Below are 15,170 nucleotides of genomic sequence, written 5' to 3' on the forward strand. Positions count from 1 at the left end.
CCTTCGTCGTTTGCCGTTCGGCTTATTCCGCTGCCTGCTGGGCTACGCCTTGCGGCAGCTTTGCCACCAGCGCCGCGAGTTCCGCGATCTCCTGCCCGGTGAGATCGGTGAGCGGCGGCCGCACCGGCCCGGAATCGCGGCCGATCACCTTCATGCCGGCCTTGATGATCGACACGGCGTAACCCTTCTTGCGGTTGCGTATCGCGATCAGCGGCAGGATGAAATCCTTCAGGCCTGCATGGATGGTCTGATGCTCGCGCCGGCGCACCGCGGCGTAGAATTTGGTGGCGAATTCCGGCACGAAATTGAACACCGCCGACGAATAGGTCGTGACGCCCATGTCGAGATAGGGCAACGCGAAGGTTTCCGCCGTGGGCAGTCCGCCGATATAGGTCAGGCGGTCGCCGAGCCGGGTGTAGACCCGGGTCATCAGCTCGATGTCGCCGATGCCGTCCTTGTAGCCGACCAGGTTCGGGCAGCGCTCGCACAGCCGCGCCAGCGTATCCGGCTGCAGGATCGCATTGTCGCGGTTGTAGACGATGACGCCGATCTTCACCGACGCGCACACCGCTTCGACGTGGGCAGCGAGGCCGTCCTGCTCGGCATGCGTGAGGTAGGGCGGCAGCAGCAGCAGGCCGTCAGCGCCGGCCTTTTCGGCGCCGATTGCGATCTCGCGCGCGATCGCGGTGCCGTAGCCGGTGCCGGCCAGCACGGGAACGCGGCCCTTGGTCTCCTCGACCGCGACCTTCACGACCTGCGGCACTTCACTCGGCGTCAGCGAGAAGAACTCGCCGGTGCCGCCCGCGGCGAACAAGCCGGCGACGTCATGGCCGCACAGCCAGTCCATGTTGGCGCGATAGGTTGCCTCGTCGAACGAGTAGTCCGCGTTGTACGGGGTCACCGGAAAAGACAGGAGGCCGCCACCGATTTGCCGGGCCATCTCCTGAGGGGTCATCTTGCTCATGGCGCCACTCCTTGAATGATGTTGGGAAGGATGCGCGAGCAGCGCGCGTCCATGGCGGAATTCTTAGGAAATGCTTCGATGCGCGTCCAAGCCAAACGCGGTATCGAGCGATGCTAACTCTGCATCAATCGCCGCGCAGCTGCGGCGCGGCGATTTCGGTCGCGATCTCGATCAGTGACGGCAGCAACTGGTTCTCGTGATCGCGCCGCCACACCATGAACAGTTCGACCGGCACCGCCGTGCGCAGCTTCAGCGGCTTCAGCTTGACGTCCGATATCTTCAGGCTGGCGGCCGCCTCCGGCACGATGGCGACGCCGAGCCCGGCGCGCACCATCGCGAGGATCGAGTGGATCTGGCTGAGATGCTGCACGTAGCGCGGCAGCACGTCGGCGCGGGTGAACATCGACACCAGGAGATCGTGGAAGTAGCGCGCCTCATACGGCGAATACATCACGAAGGGCTGGTCGTCGAAATCCTTGATGCTGACGGTCTCGGCCACAGCCAGCGGATGCTTCTTCGGGATCGCGGCAAGCAGCGGTTCGGCGACGACGCGCCGGCTCGCGAATTCCGGCCGCGCGATCGGCGGGCGCAGCAGGCCGGCATCGATCTGGCCGGTGGTGAGTGCCTCGAACTGATCGCCGGAGACCATCTCCTTCAGGGAAAAATCGACCTCGGGCATGCGGGAGCGGCAGGCTGCGATCAGATCGGGCAGGAAGCCGTAGGCCGCAGCAGCCGTGAAGCCGATCTTGAGCGAGCCGGTCTTGCCGAGCGCGATGCGGCGGGCGACTTGCGAGGCCGACTCCGCCAGCTTGAGGATGCGCCGTGCCTCGGGCAGGAAGCTGCGGCCCGCCGGGGTCAGCCGCACGGAACGGCTGGTGCGTTCCAGCAGCGGCGCGTCGATGATGTGCTCGAGCACCTGGATCTGCCGGCTCAGCGGCGGCTGCGTCATGTTGAGCCGCGCCGCGGCGCGGCCGAAGTGCAATTCTTCGGCCACCGTGACGAAACAGCGGAGCTGGCTCAGGTCGAACATCGATGCTAACCCGGAATGGATCGCTCGGGGATTTGTACGTTCTAGCATCGATGCCTCCCGCTGGCCAAGAAGACAAACAAGCAGACAAGCACGGCGGCTGCAGCCGCCGTTCTGGTTTTGCGTGTCAGCCCCTCATGGTGAGGAGCGCGGAACGCGCGTCTCGAACCATGAGGTCCGATTGTGGCCTGCATCCTTCGAGACGCCCGCTGCGCGGGCTCCTCAGGATGAGGAGATGGTCTGTCGAACCACCGTTCGGCTCAGGCCGCCTTCAGTTGCACCCGCTTGATCTCGCCGACGATGAACAGATAGGCGATCGCCGCGACCAGCGCGTTGGCGCCGACGAACACCAGCGCGCCGTTGAACGAGCCGGTGGCGGCCAGGATGTAGCCGATGATGATCGGCGTGGTGATCGAGGACAGGTTGCCGAAGGTGTTGAACAGGCCGCCGGAGACGCCGCCGGCTTCCTTCGGCGAGGTGTCGGAGACGACCGCCCAGCCGAGCGCGCCGATGCCCTTGCCGAAGAAGGCGAGCGCCATGAATCCGACCACCAGCGCCTGGCTGTCGACGTAGTTGCAGCCGATGATCACCATCGACAGCAGCATGCCGCCGACGATCGGGACCTTGCGCGCCATGGTCAGCGAGCCGGTGCGGCGCAGCAGGTAGTCCGAGATCACGCCACCGAGCACACCGCCGATGAAGCCGCACAGCGCCGGCAAGGTCGCGACGAAGCCGGCTTGCAGGATCGACAGCCCGCGCTCCTTCACGAGGTAAACCGGGAACCAGGTCAGGAAGAAGTAGGTCAGCGTGTTGATGCAGTATTGGCCGATATAGACGCCGAGCATCATTCGATTGGCGAGCAGCTGGCGGATGTGGTCCCAGCGCGGGCCGCTGTCATGCGCCTTGCCGTCCTTCGCCGCGTCCATGTCGACCAGCGCGCCGCCCTGCTTGATGTAGTCGAACTCGGCCTCGTTGATCCCAGGGTGATCCTTCGGCTCGTAAATCGTCTTGATCCAGACGATCCCCATGATGATACCGAGCCCGCCCATCACGTAGAACACGTGGCTCCAGCCATGCTCATGCGCGATCCAGCCCATCAGCGGCGCGAAGATCACAGTCGCGAAATACTGCCCCGAATTGAAGAAGGCCGATGCGGTGCCGCGCTCATTGCCGGGGAACCAGGCCGCGACGATGCGCGCATTGGCCGGGAATGACGGCGCCTCGGCAATGCCGACCAGGAAGCGCAGCGCGAACAGCATGACGACGGCGGTTCCCGCGGCCAGGAAGCCGACCATGCCCTGCAGCGCGGTGAGCACCGACCACACGATGATGCTGATCGCATAGACCCATTTGGAGCCGAAGCGATCGAGCAGCCAGCCGCACGGCACCTGCGCGATCACATAGGACCAGCCGAACGCCGAGAACACGTAGCCCATCGCGACGGGATCGAGATGCAGTTCCTTGGAAAGAGCGGGGCCGGCGATCGAGAGCGTGGCGCGATCGGCATAATTCACGGTGGTGACGAGAAACAGCATCGTCACGATCAACAGCCGGACGCGGGACCGCCGCGCATCCGTGGCGGACACAATTGCGCTCATTAGCGCCTCCTCGAAAATTTCCTCGGGGTCTGTCCTAGAGAGATGACGACAATGGGTCCAAGCCGAAACGGGTATTGATCCATACCGATTTTGAATGGATCGGCCCGGTGTCATGCCACCTTCGCCGCTGTTGCGTCGGTTCCTTAATTAGTGTACGTCTAGTACAGTTATTGGCGACGCAGCGTTGCGCCCTGCCGATCGAGGTCGAATGCGCATGACCACGCCACGCGACTATGAGGTGTTCGAGGCAGGCAAGGTGACCTTGCAGGGCGGCGCGGTATTTCCGCAGCTCAGGCTCGCGTACAAGACGTTCGGCACGCTGAATGCGGCGAGGGACAACGTCATCCTCTATCCGACGTCGTTCGCCGCACAGCATGCCGACATCGAATGGCTGGTGCAGCCGGGCGGGGCGCTCGACCCGCAGCGCTACTTCATCGTCATCGCAAACCTGTTCGGCAACGGCCTGTCGTCCTCGCCGTCGAATTCGGGCGAGGTGCTCGGCGGCGCGCCGTTTCCGGCTTTCACCTATCATGATGCGGTCACGATCCAGCGGCGGCTGCTAGTCGAGCGGTTCGGTGTGGCGAAGCTCGCGCTGGTCTACGGCTGGTCGATGGGCGGCATGCAGGCCTATCACTGGGCCGCGCGTTATCCCGATATGGTCGAGCGCGCAGCGGTGGTTTGCGGCAGCGCAAGGTGCTCGCCGTATAATCATGTCTTTCTCGAAGGCGTGAAGGCCGCGCTGACCGCCGATCCGGCCTTCCGGGACGGCCGTTTCGTCGCCAAGCCTGCGGCGGGCCTGCGCGCGATGGGACGCGTCTATGCCGGCTGGGCGATGTCGCATGAATTCTACCGCGAGGAAGTCTGGCGCAAGGCCGGCTTCACCTCGTTGGAAGACTACCTCGCGGGATCATGGGATGGCGCCTTCGCGCGGCGCGATGCCAATGACCTGCTGGCGCAGATCGCGATCTGGCAAGCCGGCGACATCAGCCGCTGCGACGAATTCGGCGGCGATTTCGACCGGGCGCTGGCCGCGATCAAGGCGCACGTCCTGCTGATGCCGGGTCGCACCGACCGCTATTTCGATCCGCGCGACAATGAGGACGAGCTCGGCCGCCTGGTCAACGCCCGCTCCGCGGCGCTGCACGCGATTCCCTCGATCCATGGGCATCGGGCCGGCAATCCCATCAACAACGCCGAAGACCGCGCCTTCATCAACGCCGAGATCGCGGCGCTGCTGCAACGCTGACAGGTGAGACGACCATGAGCACCGCAGAGACCAGTGATGCCGGACCCCGCCTGAAGCCGCTCAGCCCGCTGATCCTCCGCGATCTGTCGACCAAGTCGAACCTTGCCGGCACGGTGCGCGCGGCCAGCCACTACGGGATGATCGTGATCGTCGGCGCGCTGATCTCTTTGGTGTCGTCGCGCTCCGGCCTGGCATGGGCGCTGCCGCTGATTGCCGTGCAGGGCTACTTCGTCGCGTTTCTGTTCATGGTGGTGCATGAGACCGCGCACAAGACAGCGTTCCGCAGCCCTGCGCTCAATCTGGCGGTCGGCAATCTGTCCGCCTTCATGATCGGATTGCCCTATCAATACTACTGCCTGTTTCACTGGGACCATCATCGCTATACGCAGGATCCGGAGAAGGACCCAGAGTTGATCGTCGGTCCCAAGCCCGCATCGGATACCCAGCTTGCAATCGCGTATTCGGGGCTTCTGCAGGTGCTGGTCCGGATCCGGCTGATGTTGCGGCATGCACTCACGGGACAGGTGGTCGTGCCGTGGATTCCCCAGCACAAGCGCGCCGCGATCGTGCTGGAGGCGAGGCTCTATCTCGCCGGTTACCTGCTGTTGCTCGTGGCATCGTTCGCGCTGCACAGCGCGATCCTGCTGTGGGTGTGGATCGTGCCGCTGCTGGCCGGCCAGCTCATCCTGCGTCCCTATCTCTATGCGGAGCATACCGGGTGTGAGCGGACCCGGAGTGCGTTCGAGAACACCCGCACCACGATGACCGGTCGGATCATGAAATGGTTTGCCTGGAACATGCCCTATCACGTCGAGCACCATGCCTACCCGACGGTGCCGTTCCATGCGCTGCCGAAGCTGAACGCCATCGTCGATGGTCACATCGTGTATCGCGGAAGAAACTACCGCGCGGTGACGCGCGAAACCTGGGCCTGGTTCCGCCGCCAGCGCTCGGCCTGACATTCAAACGTCCGCGCGCGGTCGCAGCACCAGATTGACGAGGTTGCGGGCGTAGGCCGGCGTCAGCGGCTTGATGCCGAAGACATAGCGATAGAACAGGCTGCCATAAATCGCATCATAGATGTCGCCCGGCACGCCCGGCGCGCCGATGCTGCCGTCCTTCTGGCCCGCCGCGATGATCTCAAGCATCCTGGCGCGGCGAAGGCCAAGGTAACGTTCGTAGAACAATTCCGCCGTGCCGGTCTTCGAGATGCATTCCGAGATCACCGCAAGCTGCACCCGTCCGAATTCGCCCTGCAGCGCCTCGACATAGGTCGCGACATGGCGGCGGATGCGGGCCACGGGATTGCCCGCCTCCGGCAGCGGCACGGCCCGCGAGGCCTGATCGAGGAAGGCATCGATCAGCAACGCTTCGCGCGACGGCCACCATTTGTAGATCGTCATCTTCGAGACGTTGGAATGTCTGGCGATCGCGTCGATGGTGGTGGCGGCGAGGCCGGTGGTCGCCATCAGCGTATAGGCGCTTTGCAGGATCGCGGCCGTGGTCGCGGCGGAACGCGGCCGGCCGCGCCGCCCCGTTGCCGCATCCTCCGTCACCACCTTGCTCGCCATGGCCGGGATTTGTGTCCTGCGTCTTTGAATCATTGCGCTGCATGCGGACATAGCATGAAATCGCGCTCGGTTTCAGATCATCGCTGTCGCTGATAGTGTATGACGTGCCAGCGAAGGCTCGGCCCAGCTGCCCATCGAACAGGAGTGACCCGTGAAGGCCGTCTACAGTGATCTGCACCGCAGCCATGATCCGCAATTCTTCCTGGTCCGCGGTGTGGTCCAGCGCACCACCGAGCAGCCCGAGCGCGCCGACCGCCTGCTGGCGGGCCTGAAGGCCGGCCGGCACACGCTGATCGAGCCGACCGAATTCGGACAGGGACCGCGGGCGCGCGTGCACAGTCCGGAATATCTGAGCTTTCTCGAAGGCGCCTGGGAGGAATGGTCGGCGCTCGGCAATGCCGGACCGGAGATGATCGCGAACATGCATCCGGTGCGCAACGCCGGCACCTATCCGACCCACATTGTCGGCAAGCTCGGCTGGCACACGGTCGACACCGCGGCCCCGATCGGCCCCGGCACCTGGGCCGGCGCCTGCGCCTCGAGCGACGTCGCGGTCACCGCCGCGCAGATGGTGCTCGACGGCGAGGATGCCGTCTACGCGCTGTGCCGTCCGCCCGGCCACCACGCCTATCGCGATCTCGCCGGTGGCTTCTGCTTCCTCAACAACAGCGCGATCGCGGCCGAGCATCTGCGCCAGAAGCACGAGCGCGTCGCGATCCTCGATGTCGACGTGCATCACGGCAACGGCACGCAGGGCATCTTCTACGAGCGGCCGGATGTCTTCACCGTTTCGATCCATGCCGATCCGTCGTTCTTCTATCCGTTCGTCTGGGGCTATGCGCATGAGCGCGGCGCCGGGCCCGGCCTAGGCACCAATCTCAACATTCCTCTCGCCAAGGGCACCGGCGACGACGACTACATCAAGGCGCTTGCGGCGGCGGAGAAGGCGATCCGCGCCTTCGCGCCGACCGCGCTGGTGGTCGCGCTCGGTCTCGACGCCTCCGAGAAGGATCCGCTCGCGGGCCTCGCCGTCACCACCGACGGTTTCCGCCGCATCGGCGAGGGGCTGGCCCGGTTCGGACTGCCGACGGTGCTGGTGCAGGAGGGCGGCTATCTTTCCGATATCCTCGGTGCCAATCTGACGGCCGTGCTCGGCGGATTCGAGGCCGCGCGCTAGCGCGGCTTCGGGCGGGTGGTGACCGGTTCGCGCGAAAGAACGTGCGTCAAATCAAGGATCTGGAGCATCGGTTTTGATTGAACAGGACCGATGCCCGGGCCGCGCGACGCACAACAGGACGTCGCGGATTTGCGTGGTTGCAACCAAAACCGGATCATGCCGTTGGTACTCGGCGCTGGCTTCTGACCTTGCCTGGCGGCATCGGCCGACCGGGTGGGCATGAACGCGAGGACGGCCATGAGCGATCTGCTTCGTATCGCCATCGTCGGTTTCGGCGAGATCGCGTGCCGGCAGCATGTCCCTGCGATCGCCAAGACGTCAGGCGCGGCACTCGTCGCGGTGGTCGATCCCGCCAAGACCCCGCCCGGCCTGCCGCACTTCCGCGATCTGCAGGAATTGTTGCGCGACGGGCCGGAGATCGATGCGGTCGCGCTGTGCACGCCACCGCAGATCCGGCACACGCAGGCTGCCATCGCGCTCGCCGCCGGCAAGCATGTGCTGCTGGAGAAGCCGCCGGGCGCGACCGTCAACGAACTCGCACCATTGCTTGCGGCTGCGCATGATGCGAACAGGACGTTGTTCGCGACATGGCATTCGCGCTGTGCGCCCGCGGTCGGACCGGCGCGAAAATTGCTTGCGGGCCGCACCATCAACAAGGTGACCATTACCTGGAAGGAAGACGTGCGCGTCTGGCATCCCGGCCAAGCCTGGATCTTCGAGGCCGGTGGTTTCGGCGTGTTCGATCCCGGCATCAATGCGCTGTCGATCCTGACCGAGATCCTGCCGCATCAGCCCTTTGTCAGGAACGCGGTACTGGACTTTCCCTCCAATCGGGAGGCGCCGATTGCAGCGGCAATCGAGCTCTCCGATGCGAGCGGCCTGCCGATCCACGCCGCTTTCGATTTCCGCCAGCCCGGCCCGCCGATCTGGGACATCCTGTGCGAGACCGAGGCCGGGCCCGTGATGCTGTCGAAAGGCGGGAGGCAGCTGCGCGATGGCAACATGCTGGTGGTCGATGCTGCGGATGAGGAATATCCCGCGCTGTATCGCCGTTTCGTCGCGCTGACGTCGGACCGAAAATCCGACGTCGACCTCGCGCCCTTGCGGCTTGTCGCCGATAGCTTCATGCTGGGGCGACGGCGCCTCGTCGAGGCGTTCGGGGACTGACCACATGACATCAGCCGGAATTGCACGCGCGCCCTTCGGCAAAATGCCTGACGGCACCGTCGTGGAGCGCGTGACGCTGCGCGGTGCGCGCGGCTTTGAGGCCGTCATCATCCCTTTTGGCGCCGCGCTGCAATTGCTGTCGACACCGGATCGCGACGGGCATTGCGACGACATCGTGCTGGGCCATGACGAGTTCGATGGCTATCTGGCGCAACGCAAATTCTTCGGCGCGACGATCGGGCGCTATGCCAACCGGATCGCCGGCGCACGCTTCGTGCTCGACGGCGAGACGGTGAAGCTCGAGGCCAACAACGGTCTCAACGCGCTGCATGGCGGCGTGCAGGGTTTTGATCGCAAGCTGTGGCGGATCGTCGAACTGTCAGATGATCCGGGGCCGACGCTGGTGCTGGAGCGCGACAGCCCGCATGGCGAGGAGGGCTATCCGGGCAATCTCGCGATGCGCGTGACCTATCGCATCCGCAGTCCGATGGAACTCTCGGTCACCTATGAGGCGACGACCGACCGGCCGACCTGCCTCAATCTCACCAATCACAGCTTCTTCAACCTCGACGGCGCGCGCTCTGGGCGGCAAATCCTCGATCACCTGCTGACGATCCCGTCCGACCATTTCCTCGCGGTGGACGCCACCGCGATCCCGCTGCCGGGCCCGCCGCGGCCGGTCGACGGCACGCCGTTCGATTTCCGCACGCCGATCGCAATCGGCGCGCGGATCAGGATGAATGACGAGCAGCTGCGGCTCGGGCGCGGCTACGACCACAATTTCTGTCTGGCCTCGGGGACGGGCCTTCGCCTCGCTGCGCGTCTCGAGGCGCCGCACAGCGGCCGCGTGATGGAGCTGTTCACGGATCAGCCCGGATTGCAGTTCTATTCCGGCAATTTCCTCGACGGTTCCACCGCCGGCAAGGGCGATCGGTTGTACCGGCAATCCGATGCACTCTGTCTCGAGCCGCATGCCTGGCCGGATACGCCGAACCGGCCGGACTTTCCGTCGGCGCGGCTCGATCCCGGGCAGATCTATCGGCGCAGCATCGTCTACCGCTTTTCAACCCTGTGAGTGACGCAATGACCGACCGTGCCGCCGAGCCGCCGATGGAACAGGTGCCGACATCCGTGCTGTCGGCCGAGCGCTGTCATCTCGGCGAAGGCCCGACCTATGACGCATCGACCGACACCGCGTGGTGGTTCGACATCCGCGAGCGGCGCCTGTTCGAACATCGCTTTGCGAGCGGCCGCACCGTCATTCATGCGTTGCCGAAAATGGCGAGCGCACTGGCGCGGATCGACGGCGAGCAGCAGCTGATCCTGACCGAGGATGGACTTTATGTCCGGCAAGTCGCCGACGGCCGCCTGGAGCTGTTCGCAGCGCTCGAGGCCGACAACCCGGTGACGCGCTCCAACGATGCGCGCGTGCATCCGTCGGGCACCTTCTGGCTCGGCACCATGGGGCGCCAGGCCGAGCAAGGCGCCGGTGCGATCTACGCCCTGCATCGGGGCCGTATCACGCGGCTCTATCCCGGGATCACGATCCCGAATGCGATCTGCTTCTCACCCGCGGGCGATATCGGCTATTTCGCCGATACCGCGACCAACGTGCTGCATCGGGTACCGCTCGATCCGGCAACGGGATTGCCGACCGGCGAGCCCATCGATTTGATCAGGCATCAAGGCATCGGCGGACTCGACGGTGCGGTCGTCGATGCCGACGGGATGATCTGGAATGCGCGCTGGGGCGGCGGTCGCATCGATATCTATGATCCCGCCGGCCGGCACCTGCGCTCGCTGAAGGTGCCGGCGAGCCAATCGAGCTGTCCGGCCTTTGTCGGCCGCGATTTCTCGCGCGTGCTGGTCACCTCGGCCTGGCAGGACATGGACGCGGCGCAACGCTGCGCCGATCCAGGGCACGGCCAGACCTTCCTGCTCGATGCCGCGGCGCGCGGTCGTGCCGAGCCCGACGTCAAGCTGTCCTGACCGCGGGCCTGCGGGCCGCCTTGTTGACGCGACCTGATTATTTGGACGATAGTACAAATATGGTCCGCAAGCCCGTCAAATCCGACCTCAAGGCCGCCAGCACCCGCAAGCCGAACATGCGCGAGGCGATCCTCGCCGCGGCGGAGGAGTTGTTCTCGACCTACGGCTTCAACGCCGTCTCGGTGCGCGACATCGCGCAGGCCGCCGGCGCCAATCCCGGCAGCGTGACCTATCACTTCAAGACCAAGGATGGTCTGCTGCTCGAGATCTACCGGCGCCATTGCGGCCCGATGAACCGGCGGCGCTCCGAGCTGCTGGCCGCAGCGCGGCGGGTGCGCGATTTGCAGGACCGGCTGGAGGCGATCGTGCGCGCCTATGTGCTGCCGGCCTTCACCTCGGGCAGCGACCTTGCCGGCGGCGGGACGCGGTTCACGCGGCTGCGCGCGATCATGTCGGCCGAGGGCAACGAGGTGGTGCGCAAGATCATCGCGCAGACCTTCGACGACACCAGCCACGCTTTCATCGATGCGATCCATGAGAGCCTGCCGCATATTCCGCGCACCGACCTGGTCTGGCGCGGTCACTTCCTGCTCGGCGCGCTCTACTACACGCTGGTGACGCCGGAGCGCGTCTCGCGGCTGTCGCGCGGGAGCGCCGACGGCACCGACGCCGGCCACGCCATCGAGGAGCTGGTGCGCGCGACCGTCGCCGCGCTGCAGGCCGCGCCGCTCGACCAGAGTGCGCCCGCGCCGCGCAAGCCGGCGGGCGCGAATCCCGGACGAGCCCTGACCTGACCCTGCGGAGTTCGTCGCGATGGAGAAACTTCGGCTGCACACCGTGCTTGGCAATCACCCGCACATCCAAGCGGTGAAGCGCGGCGAGCTGCGCTCGGAATTGTTCGATCTCGACTTCACCGAGTTCTCGCCGACCAACGCCGCGTTCAAGCCGATGGTGCGCGAGCAGGCGTTCGACGTCTGCGAGATGGCGATCGTGACCTATCTGATGGCACGCGCGCACGGCAAGCCGCTGCTGCTGCTGCCGGCGGCGATGGTCGGTCGCTTCCAGCATGGCCATGCGCTTTGTCGTGCCGATCGCGGCACGCTCACGCCTGCCGATCTCGAAGGCAAGCGGGTCGGCATCCGCTCGTTCACGACCACGACGGGGGCATGGATGCGCGGCATCCTTGCCAATGACCATGGCGTGAACCTCGACCGCGTCAGCTGGGTCACGTTCGAGGATCCGCATGTCGCCGAATATGTCGACAGCACGGAGCGCGCGCCGAAGGGCAAAACCATCATCCAGATGCTGAAGGACGGCGAGCTCGATGCCGTGCTGGGCGAGACGTCGAGCGATCCGGCGCTCAAGCCGTTGTTCGCCGATCCGGCCGCAGAGGCGGCGCGGTGGTACGCGCGGCATGGCGTCGTGCCTGTCAATCACCTGGTCGTGGTGACGGAGCGGCTCGCGACGTCGCGGCCCGACGTGGTGCGCAGCCTCTACGATCTCCTCAAACGCAGCAAGGCAGAGGCGAGTCCGCCCGGGGTGCCTGATATGGTGCCGTTCGGCGTCGAGGCGAACCGCAAGCAGCTCGAACTGATGATCGACTATTGCGCCCAGCAGGCGCTGATCCCCCGGCGCGTCGCGGTCGATGCGCTCTTCGACGCCACAACACGGGACCTGAGCTGATGACAATCTCCAGCGATCCGCGGCAGTGGCAGATCGGCATGCTCGGCTATGGCGAGGTCGGCCGCATCCTGGCCGAAGATCTGCGCAAGCAGGGCGTCAAGGTCGCAGCCTACGACATCAAGCTCGACGCCGGGCAGGGTGCGCCGTTGCGCGCGCACGCGGCGGAGATCGGCGTCGAACTCGCGCAGTCCCATGCCGATCTGGCGGCGCGAGCCGATTTCATCATTTCGGCGGTGACGGCGAGCCAGGCGGTGCCGGTGGCCGAGGCGTGCGCGCCCGCAATCGGGAAGGGCGCGTGGTTTCTCGATTTCAACTCGGCGTCCCCGGGCGCCAAGCAGCGCGCGGCGGCCCACATCGACGGCGCCGGTGGCCGTTATGTCGAGGGCGCGGTGATGACCTCGCTGCCGCCGCATCGCATCAAGGTGCCGCTGTTGCTCGGCGGCCGTGGCGCGCGCGAGCTGGCGCCGCTTTTGGTCGCGCTCGGCTTCGCGGCCAAGGTCGCGAGCGACGAGCTCGGCGTTTCCTCGGCGGTCAAGATGTGCCGCAGCATCATGATCAAGGGGCTGGAGGCGATGGTGATCGAGAGCTTCACCACCGCACGCGCCTATGGCGTCGAGGATGCGGTGCTCGTCTCGCTCAAGGAGACCTTCCCTAGCATCGATTGGGAGAAGCAGGGCGCCTATTTCTTCCAGCGGGTGATCGAGCACGGCCGCCGGCGCGCCGAGGAGGTGCGCGAGGTGGCGGAGACCGTGCGCGAGGCCGGGCTGACGCCATGGTCCGCCTCCGGCACCGCCGAGCGGCAGGGCTGGATCGCCGATCTTGCCGACGAGGGCGTGTTTGGACCAAGGGGCACGGCGGACTTCGCCCGCAGCGCCGATTGGCGTACCGAGGCCGACCGGATTCTCGCGCACATCAATCCGGGATCACGCAAGGCGACGGCGTGACCGCCGGGCGGCATTGCGCCGGGTCAGGTCGAGACCGACAGCTTGGCGATCTCGGCCGCGTTCGGCAGGGTCTCGACATTCCAGCAGGTATCCATGACGCGGCGAGCCGCCGCGGCCGGAATGATGCCGTCGGCGAGGTCGGCGAATTTGGTCTCGAGCTGCTTGTCGGTCATCGGAACCTCGACGCTGCCGATGGCGTGCTCGATGTAGCGGTGCAGCGTGCGTCCGTCCCTGAGCACGACGGTCATGTCGACCTGCGCCGGATCGATGCCCGGCGTGACCACGGGCATCACCTTAGAGCGCAGCGCGACGATGGTCGGGTCGGTCACCGCGCGGTCGCTGAACTGCTTCTCGCCGCCGGCGCCTTCGACCAGCGCGACGGCGACCGCATGATAGATGCTGAACTTGCCTTCGAGCCCTTCGCGCGGCGTCTTCTTGCCGGTCAGCTCGAGCACCAGCGGATGCACCTTGAGATCGACGCGCTCGATCTGGTCGGCGGTCAGCTTGTTCTCGTTGCGCAGCTGGATGGCGGCGTCGATCGCCGGATGCATCACGATGCCGCAAGCAAACGGCTTGTAGGTGTTGAGCGCGGCTTCATAGCGCTTGCCGAGGTCGCCGAGGATCTCGTTGTAGTCCTGCTTGGTGCTGATCGTGTTCGCCCAGCCGCGCTTGGCCTCGATCATGCTGTCGGAGGAGGTAAAATTCTTCGAGGCGAGCATCGCGGCGAAGATGCCGTTCGACGCGGCACGGCCGGGATTGAAGCTCTTGTTCATCGAGCCGAAGGATTCGCGCAGGCCGACCGGCTGTGACGCGGCAAGGCCGAGCGCCCACACCATCTGCTGCTCGTTGAGGTTCAAGAGCTTGCCGACCGCAGCGGCCGCGCCGAACACGCCCGCGGTGCCGGTGATGTGCCAGCCGACGTCGTAATGGTTGGGATAGACCGCATTGCCGATTCGGCATTCGGTCTCGACACCCAGAACCAGCGCGTTGAGGAAGTCCTTGCCCGACACCGGTTGCATCTCCGACAGTGCGAGGATGGCGGACGCCACCGGCCCGGCCGGATGGATGATCGTCTTCAGATGGGTGTCGTCATAGTCGAAAATGTGGCTCGACACGCCGTTGAGGAAGGCGGCGTTCATGATGTCGAAGCGTTCGTGCCGCCCGAACAGCGAGGCCTGGGCCGGGCCCGAGAATGGCGCCAGCGCCGAGACCGCGATGTCGACGGTCTGATGATGCGAGCCGCCGATTGCGACGCCGACCCAGTTCAGCAGCGTGCGGACGCCTTCCTTGCGGACATTGGCCGGCAAGTCCTCGTAATTCGCCTCGACGAGATAATGCGCCAGCTTGCGCGTCACGTCCTTTGCGGGCGCAGGCGCGGGCTTGGCCGGTTCGGCCGGCGTCTGCGCCAGCGCCGTGGTTGCAGCCGATGCGACGAAGGGAATGGTGGCCGCAGCCTGCAGTAGCGATCGGCGGTCAGTGATCGACATGGTGGTCTCCCGGGGCGAGATTGGTATGGGCGGCTGAGCGAGCCGATCTCGGCGGGCTATATCAGGCTATCTCGGGCGGGAGGAGGCGCGCGAAGTGGTGGCCTGCTTCGCTGCCGCGACCGCTTGACGAAGACGTCGGAGTCGTTTCTGAAGCGCGGTTCGGAACGGCACGAGCAAGCAGCGTGCACTATAGTATGACGCCCTGATTGCAGCAGGTGACGGTGAATCCGTCGCGTTCCCCGACGCCGCGTTATAGGCTATTGCTCGGACCGCATCTTGCATCCGGCGCTGGCGGAACACGCAAACCGAAAATCCTG

The 15,170-nt window shown here is 65.6% G+C and carries 15 protein-coding genes; 9 read left to right on the plus strand and 6 right to left on the minus strand.

From position 1 onward, the window contains the following. Positions 1–22: 22 nt before the first annotated feature. The 3 genes from kdgD to ACVILL_RS22655 form a co-directional block, all read right to left on the minus strand. Complete coding sequence (kdgD, locus tag ACVILL_RS22645; RefSeq protein ID WP_456731064.1) at positions 23–964, minus strand: 5-dehydro-4-deoxyglucarate dehydratase; 942 nt, start codon at positions 962–964, stop codon at positions 23–25. 124 nt (positions 965–1,088) lie between these two features. Further along, entirely contained in the window at positions 1,089–1,994 is a 906-nt protein-coding gene (locus tag ACVILL_RS22650) for a LysR substrate-binding domain-containing protein (protein ID WP_456731065.1), read from the minus strand. A gap of 257 nt (positions 1,995–2,251) precedes the next feature. Then, positions 2,252–3,589 carry an MFS transporter gene (locus ACVILL_RS22655; protein ID WP_456731066.1) on the minus strand — a complete coding sequence of 446 codons (1,338 nt, stop codon included), beginning with the start codon at positions 3,587–3,589 and terminating at the stop codon, positions 2,252–2,254. Between the two features lie 214 nt (positions 3,590–3,803). Between ACVILL_RS22655 and ACVILL_RS22660 the strand changes: the two genes are divergently transcribed. Together ACVILL_RS22660 and ACVILL_RS22665 are read left to right on the plus strand one after the other, a co-directional pair. After that, on the plus strand, positions 3,804–4,835 hold the full coding sequence (locus ACVILL_RS22660; RefSeq protein ID WP_456731067.1) for an alpha/beta fold hydrolase: 1,032 nt from the start codon (positions 3,804–3,806) through the stop codon (positions 4,833–4,835). A gap of 14 nt (positions 4,836–4,849) precedes the next feature. Then, complete coding sequence (locus ACVILL_RS22665) at positions 4,850–5,794, plus strand: fatty acid desaturase (protein WP_456731068.1); 945 nt, start codon at positions 4,850–4,852, stop codon at positions 5,792–5,794. Between the two features lie 3 nt (positions 5,795–5,797). Here the strand turns inward: ACVILL_RS22665 and ACVILL_RS22670 are convergent, their stop codons facing one another. Further along, positions 5,798–6,406: a TetR/AcrR family transcriptional regulator gene (locus tag ACVILL_RS22670; protein WP_456731069.1), complete on the minus strand. Its 609-nt coding sequence runs from the start codon at positions 6,404–6,406 to the stop codon at positions 5,798–5,800. Positions 6,407–6,557: 151 nt separating this feature from the next. On the opposite strand from ACVILL_RS22670, the gene ACVILL_RS22675 reads away from it, so the two are divergent. Beyond that, positions 6,558–7,583 (plus strand): histone deacetylase family protein, encoded by a 1,026-nt coding sequence (locus ACVILL_RS22675; protein WP_456731070.1) that lies wholly within the window; start codon positions 6,558–6,560, stop codon positions 7,581–7,583. Here the strand turns inward: ACVILL_RS22675 and ACVILL_RS22680 are convergent. Further along, positions 7,580–7,822 carry a hypothetical protein gene (locus ACVILL_RS22680; RefSeq protein ID WP_456731071.1) on the minus strand — a complete coding sequence of 81 codons (243 nt, stop codon included), beginning with the start codon at positions 7,820–7,822 and terminating at the stop codon, positions 7,580–7,582. The two genes, ACVILL_RS22675 and ACVILL_RS22680, sit on opposite strands and share 4 nt — an antisense overlap. Here ACVILL_RS22680 and ACVILL_RS22685 point away from each other — a divergent pair. The 6 genes from ACVILL_RS22685 to ACVILL_RS22710 are packed head-to-tail and all read left to right on the plus strand — an operon-like array spanning position 7,821 to position 13,366. Then, complete coding sequence (locus ACVILL_RS22685) at positions 7,821–8,750, plus strand: Gfo/Idh/MocA family protein (protein WP_456731072.1); 930 nt, start codon at positions 7,821–7,823, stop codon at positions 8,748–8,750. The genes ACVILL_RS22680 and ACVILL_RS22685 overlap by 2 nt on opposite strands. Positions 8,751–8,754: 4 nt before the next feature. Next, positions 8,755–9,825 carry an aldose epimerase family protein gene (locus tag ACVILL_RS22690; RefSeq protein WP_456731073.1) on the plus strand — a complete coding sequence of 357 codons (1,071 nt, stop codon included), beginning with the start codon at positions 8,755–8,757 and terminating at the stop codon, positions 9,823–9,825. Between the two features lie 35 nt (positions 9,826–9,860). Beyond that, positions 9,861–10,739 (plus strand): SMP-30/gluconolactonase/LRE family protein, encoded by an 879-nt coding sequence (locus ACVILL_RS22695; protein ID WP_456734336.1) that lies wholly within the window; start codon positions 9,861–9,863, stop codon positions 10,737–10,739. Between the two features lie 59 nt (positions 10,740–10,798). Next, the gene (locus ACVILL_RS22700; RefSeq protein WP_456731074.1) at positions 10,799–11,533 is read left to right on the plus strand and encodes a TetR/AcrR family transcriptional regulator; all 735 of its coding nucleotides are present in this window, start codon (positions 10,799–10,801) and stop codon (positions 11,531–11,533) included. Between the two features lie 19 nt (positions 11,534–11,552). Then, a complete protein-coding gene (locus ACVILL_RS22705) occupies positions 11,553–12,422 on the plus strand; it encodes an ABC transporter substrate-binding protein (RefSeq protein WP_456731075.1) in 870 nt (289 codons plus the stop codon). Further along, positions 12,422–13,366 carry a DUF1932 domain-containing protein gene (locus tag ACVILL_RS22710; protein ID WP_456731076.1) on the plus strand — a complete coding sequence of 315 codons (945 nt, stop codon included), beginning with the start codon at positions 12,422–12,424 and terminating at the stop codon, positions 13,364–13,366. The genes ACVILL_RS22705 and ACVILL_RS22710 overlap by 1 nt, the downstream gene beginning before the upstream one ends. Before the next feature lie 23 nt (positions 13,367–13,389). On the opposite strand, the gene ACVILL_RS22715 is transcribed toward ACVILL_RS22710, so the two are convergent. After that, on the minus strand, positions 13,390–14,853 hold the full coding sequence (locus ACVILL_RS22715; RefSeq protein WP_456731077.1) for an MmgE/PrpD family protein: 1,464 nt from the start codon (positions 14,851–14,853) through the stop codon (positions 13,390–13,392). Positions 14,854–15,170: the final 317 nt, after the last annotated feature.

Source organism: Bradyrhizobium sp. USDA 3364, from assembly GCF_054056355.1.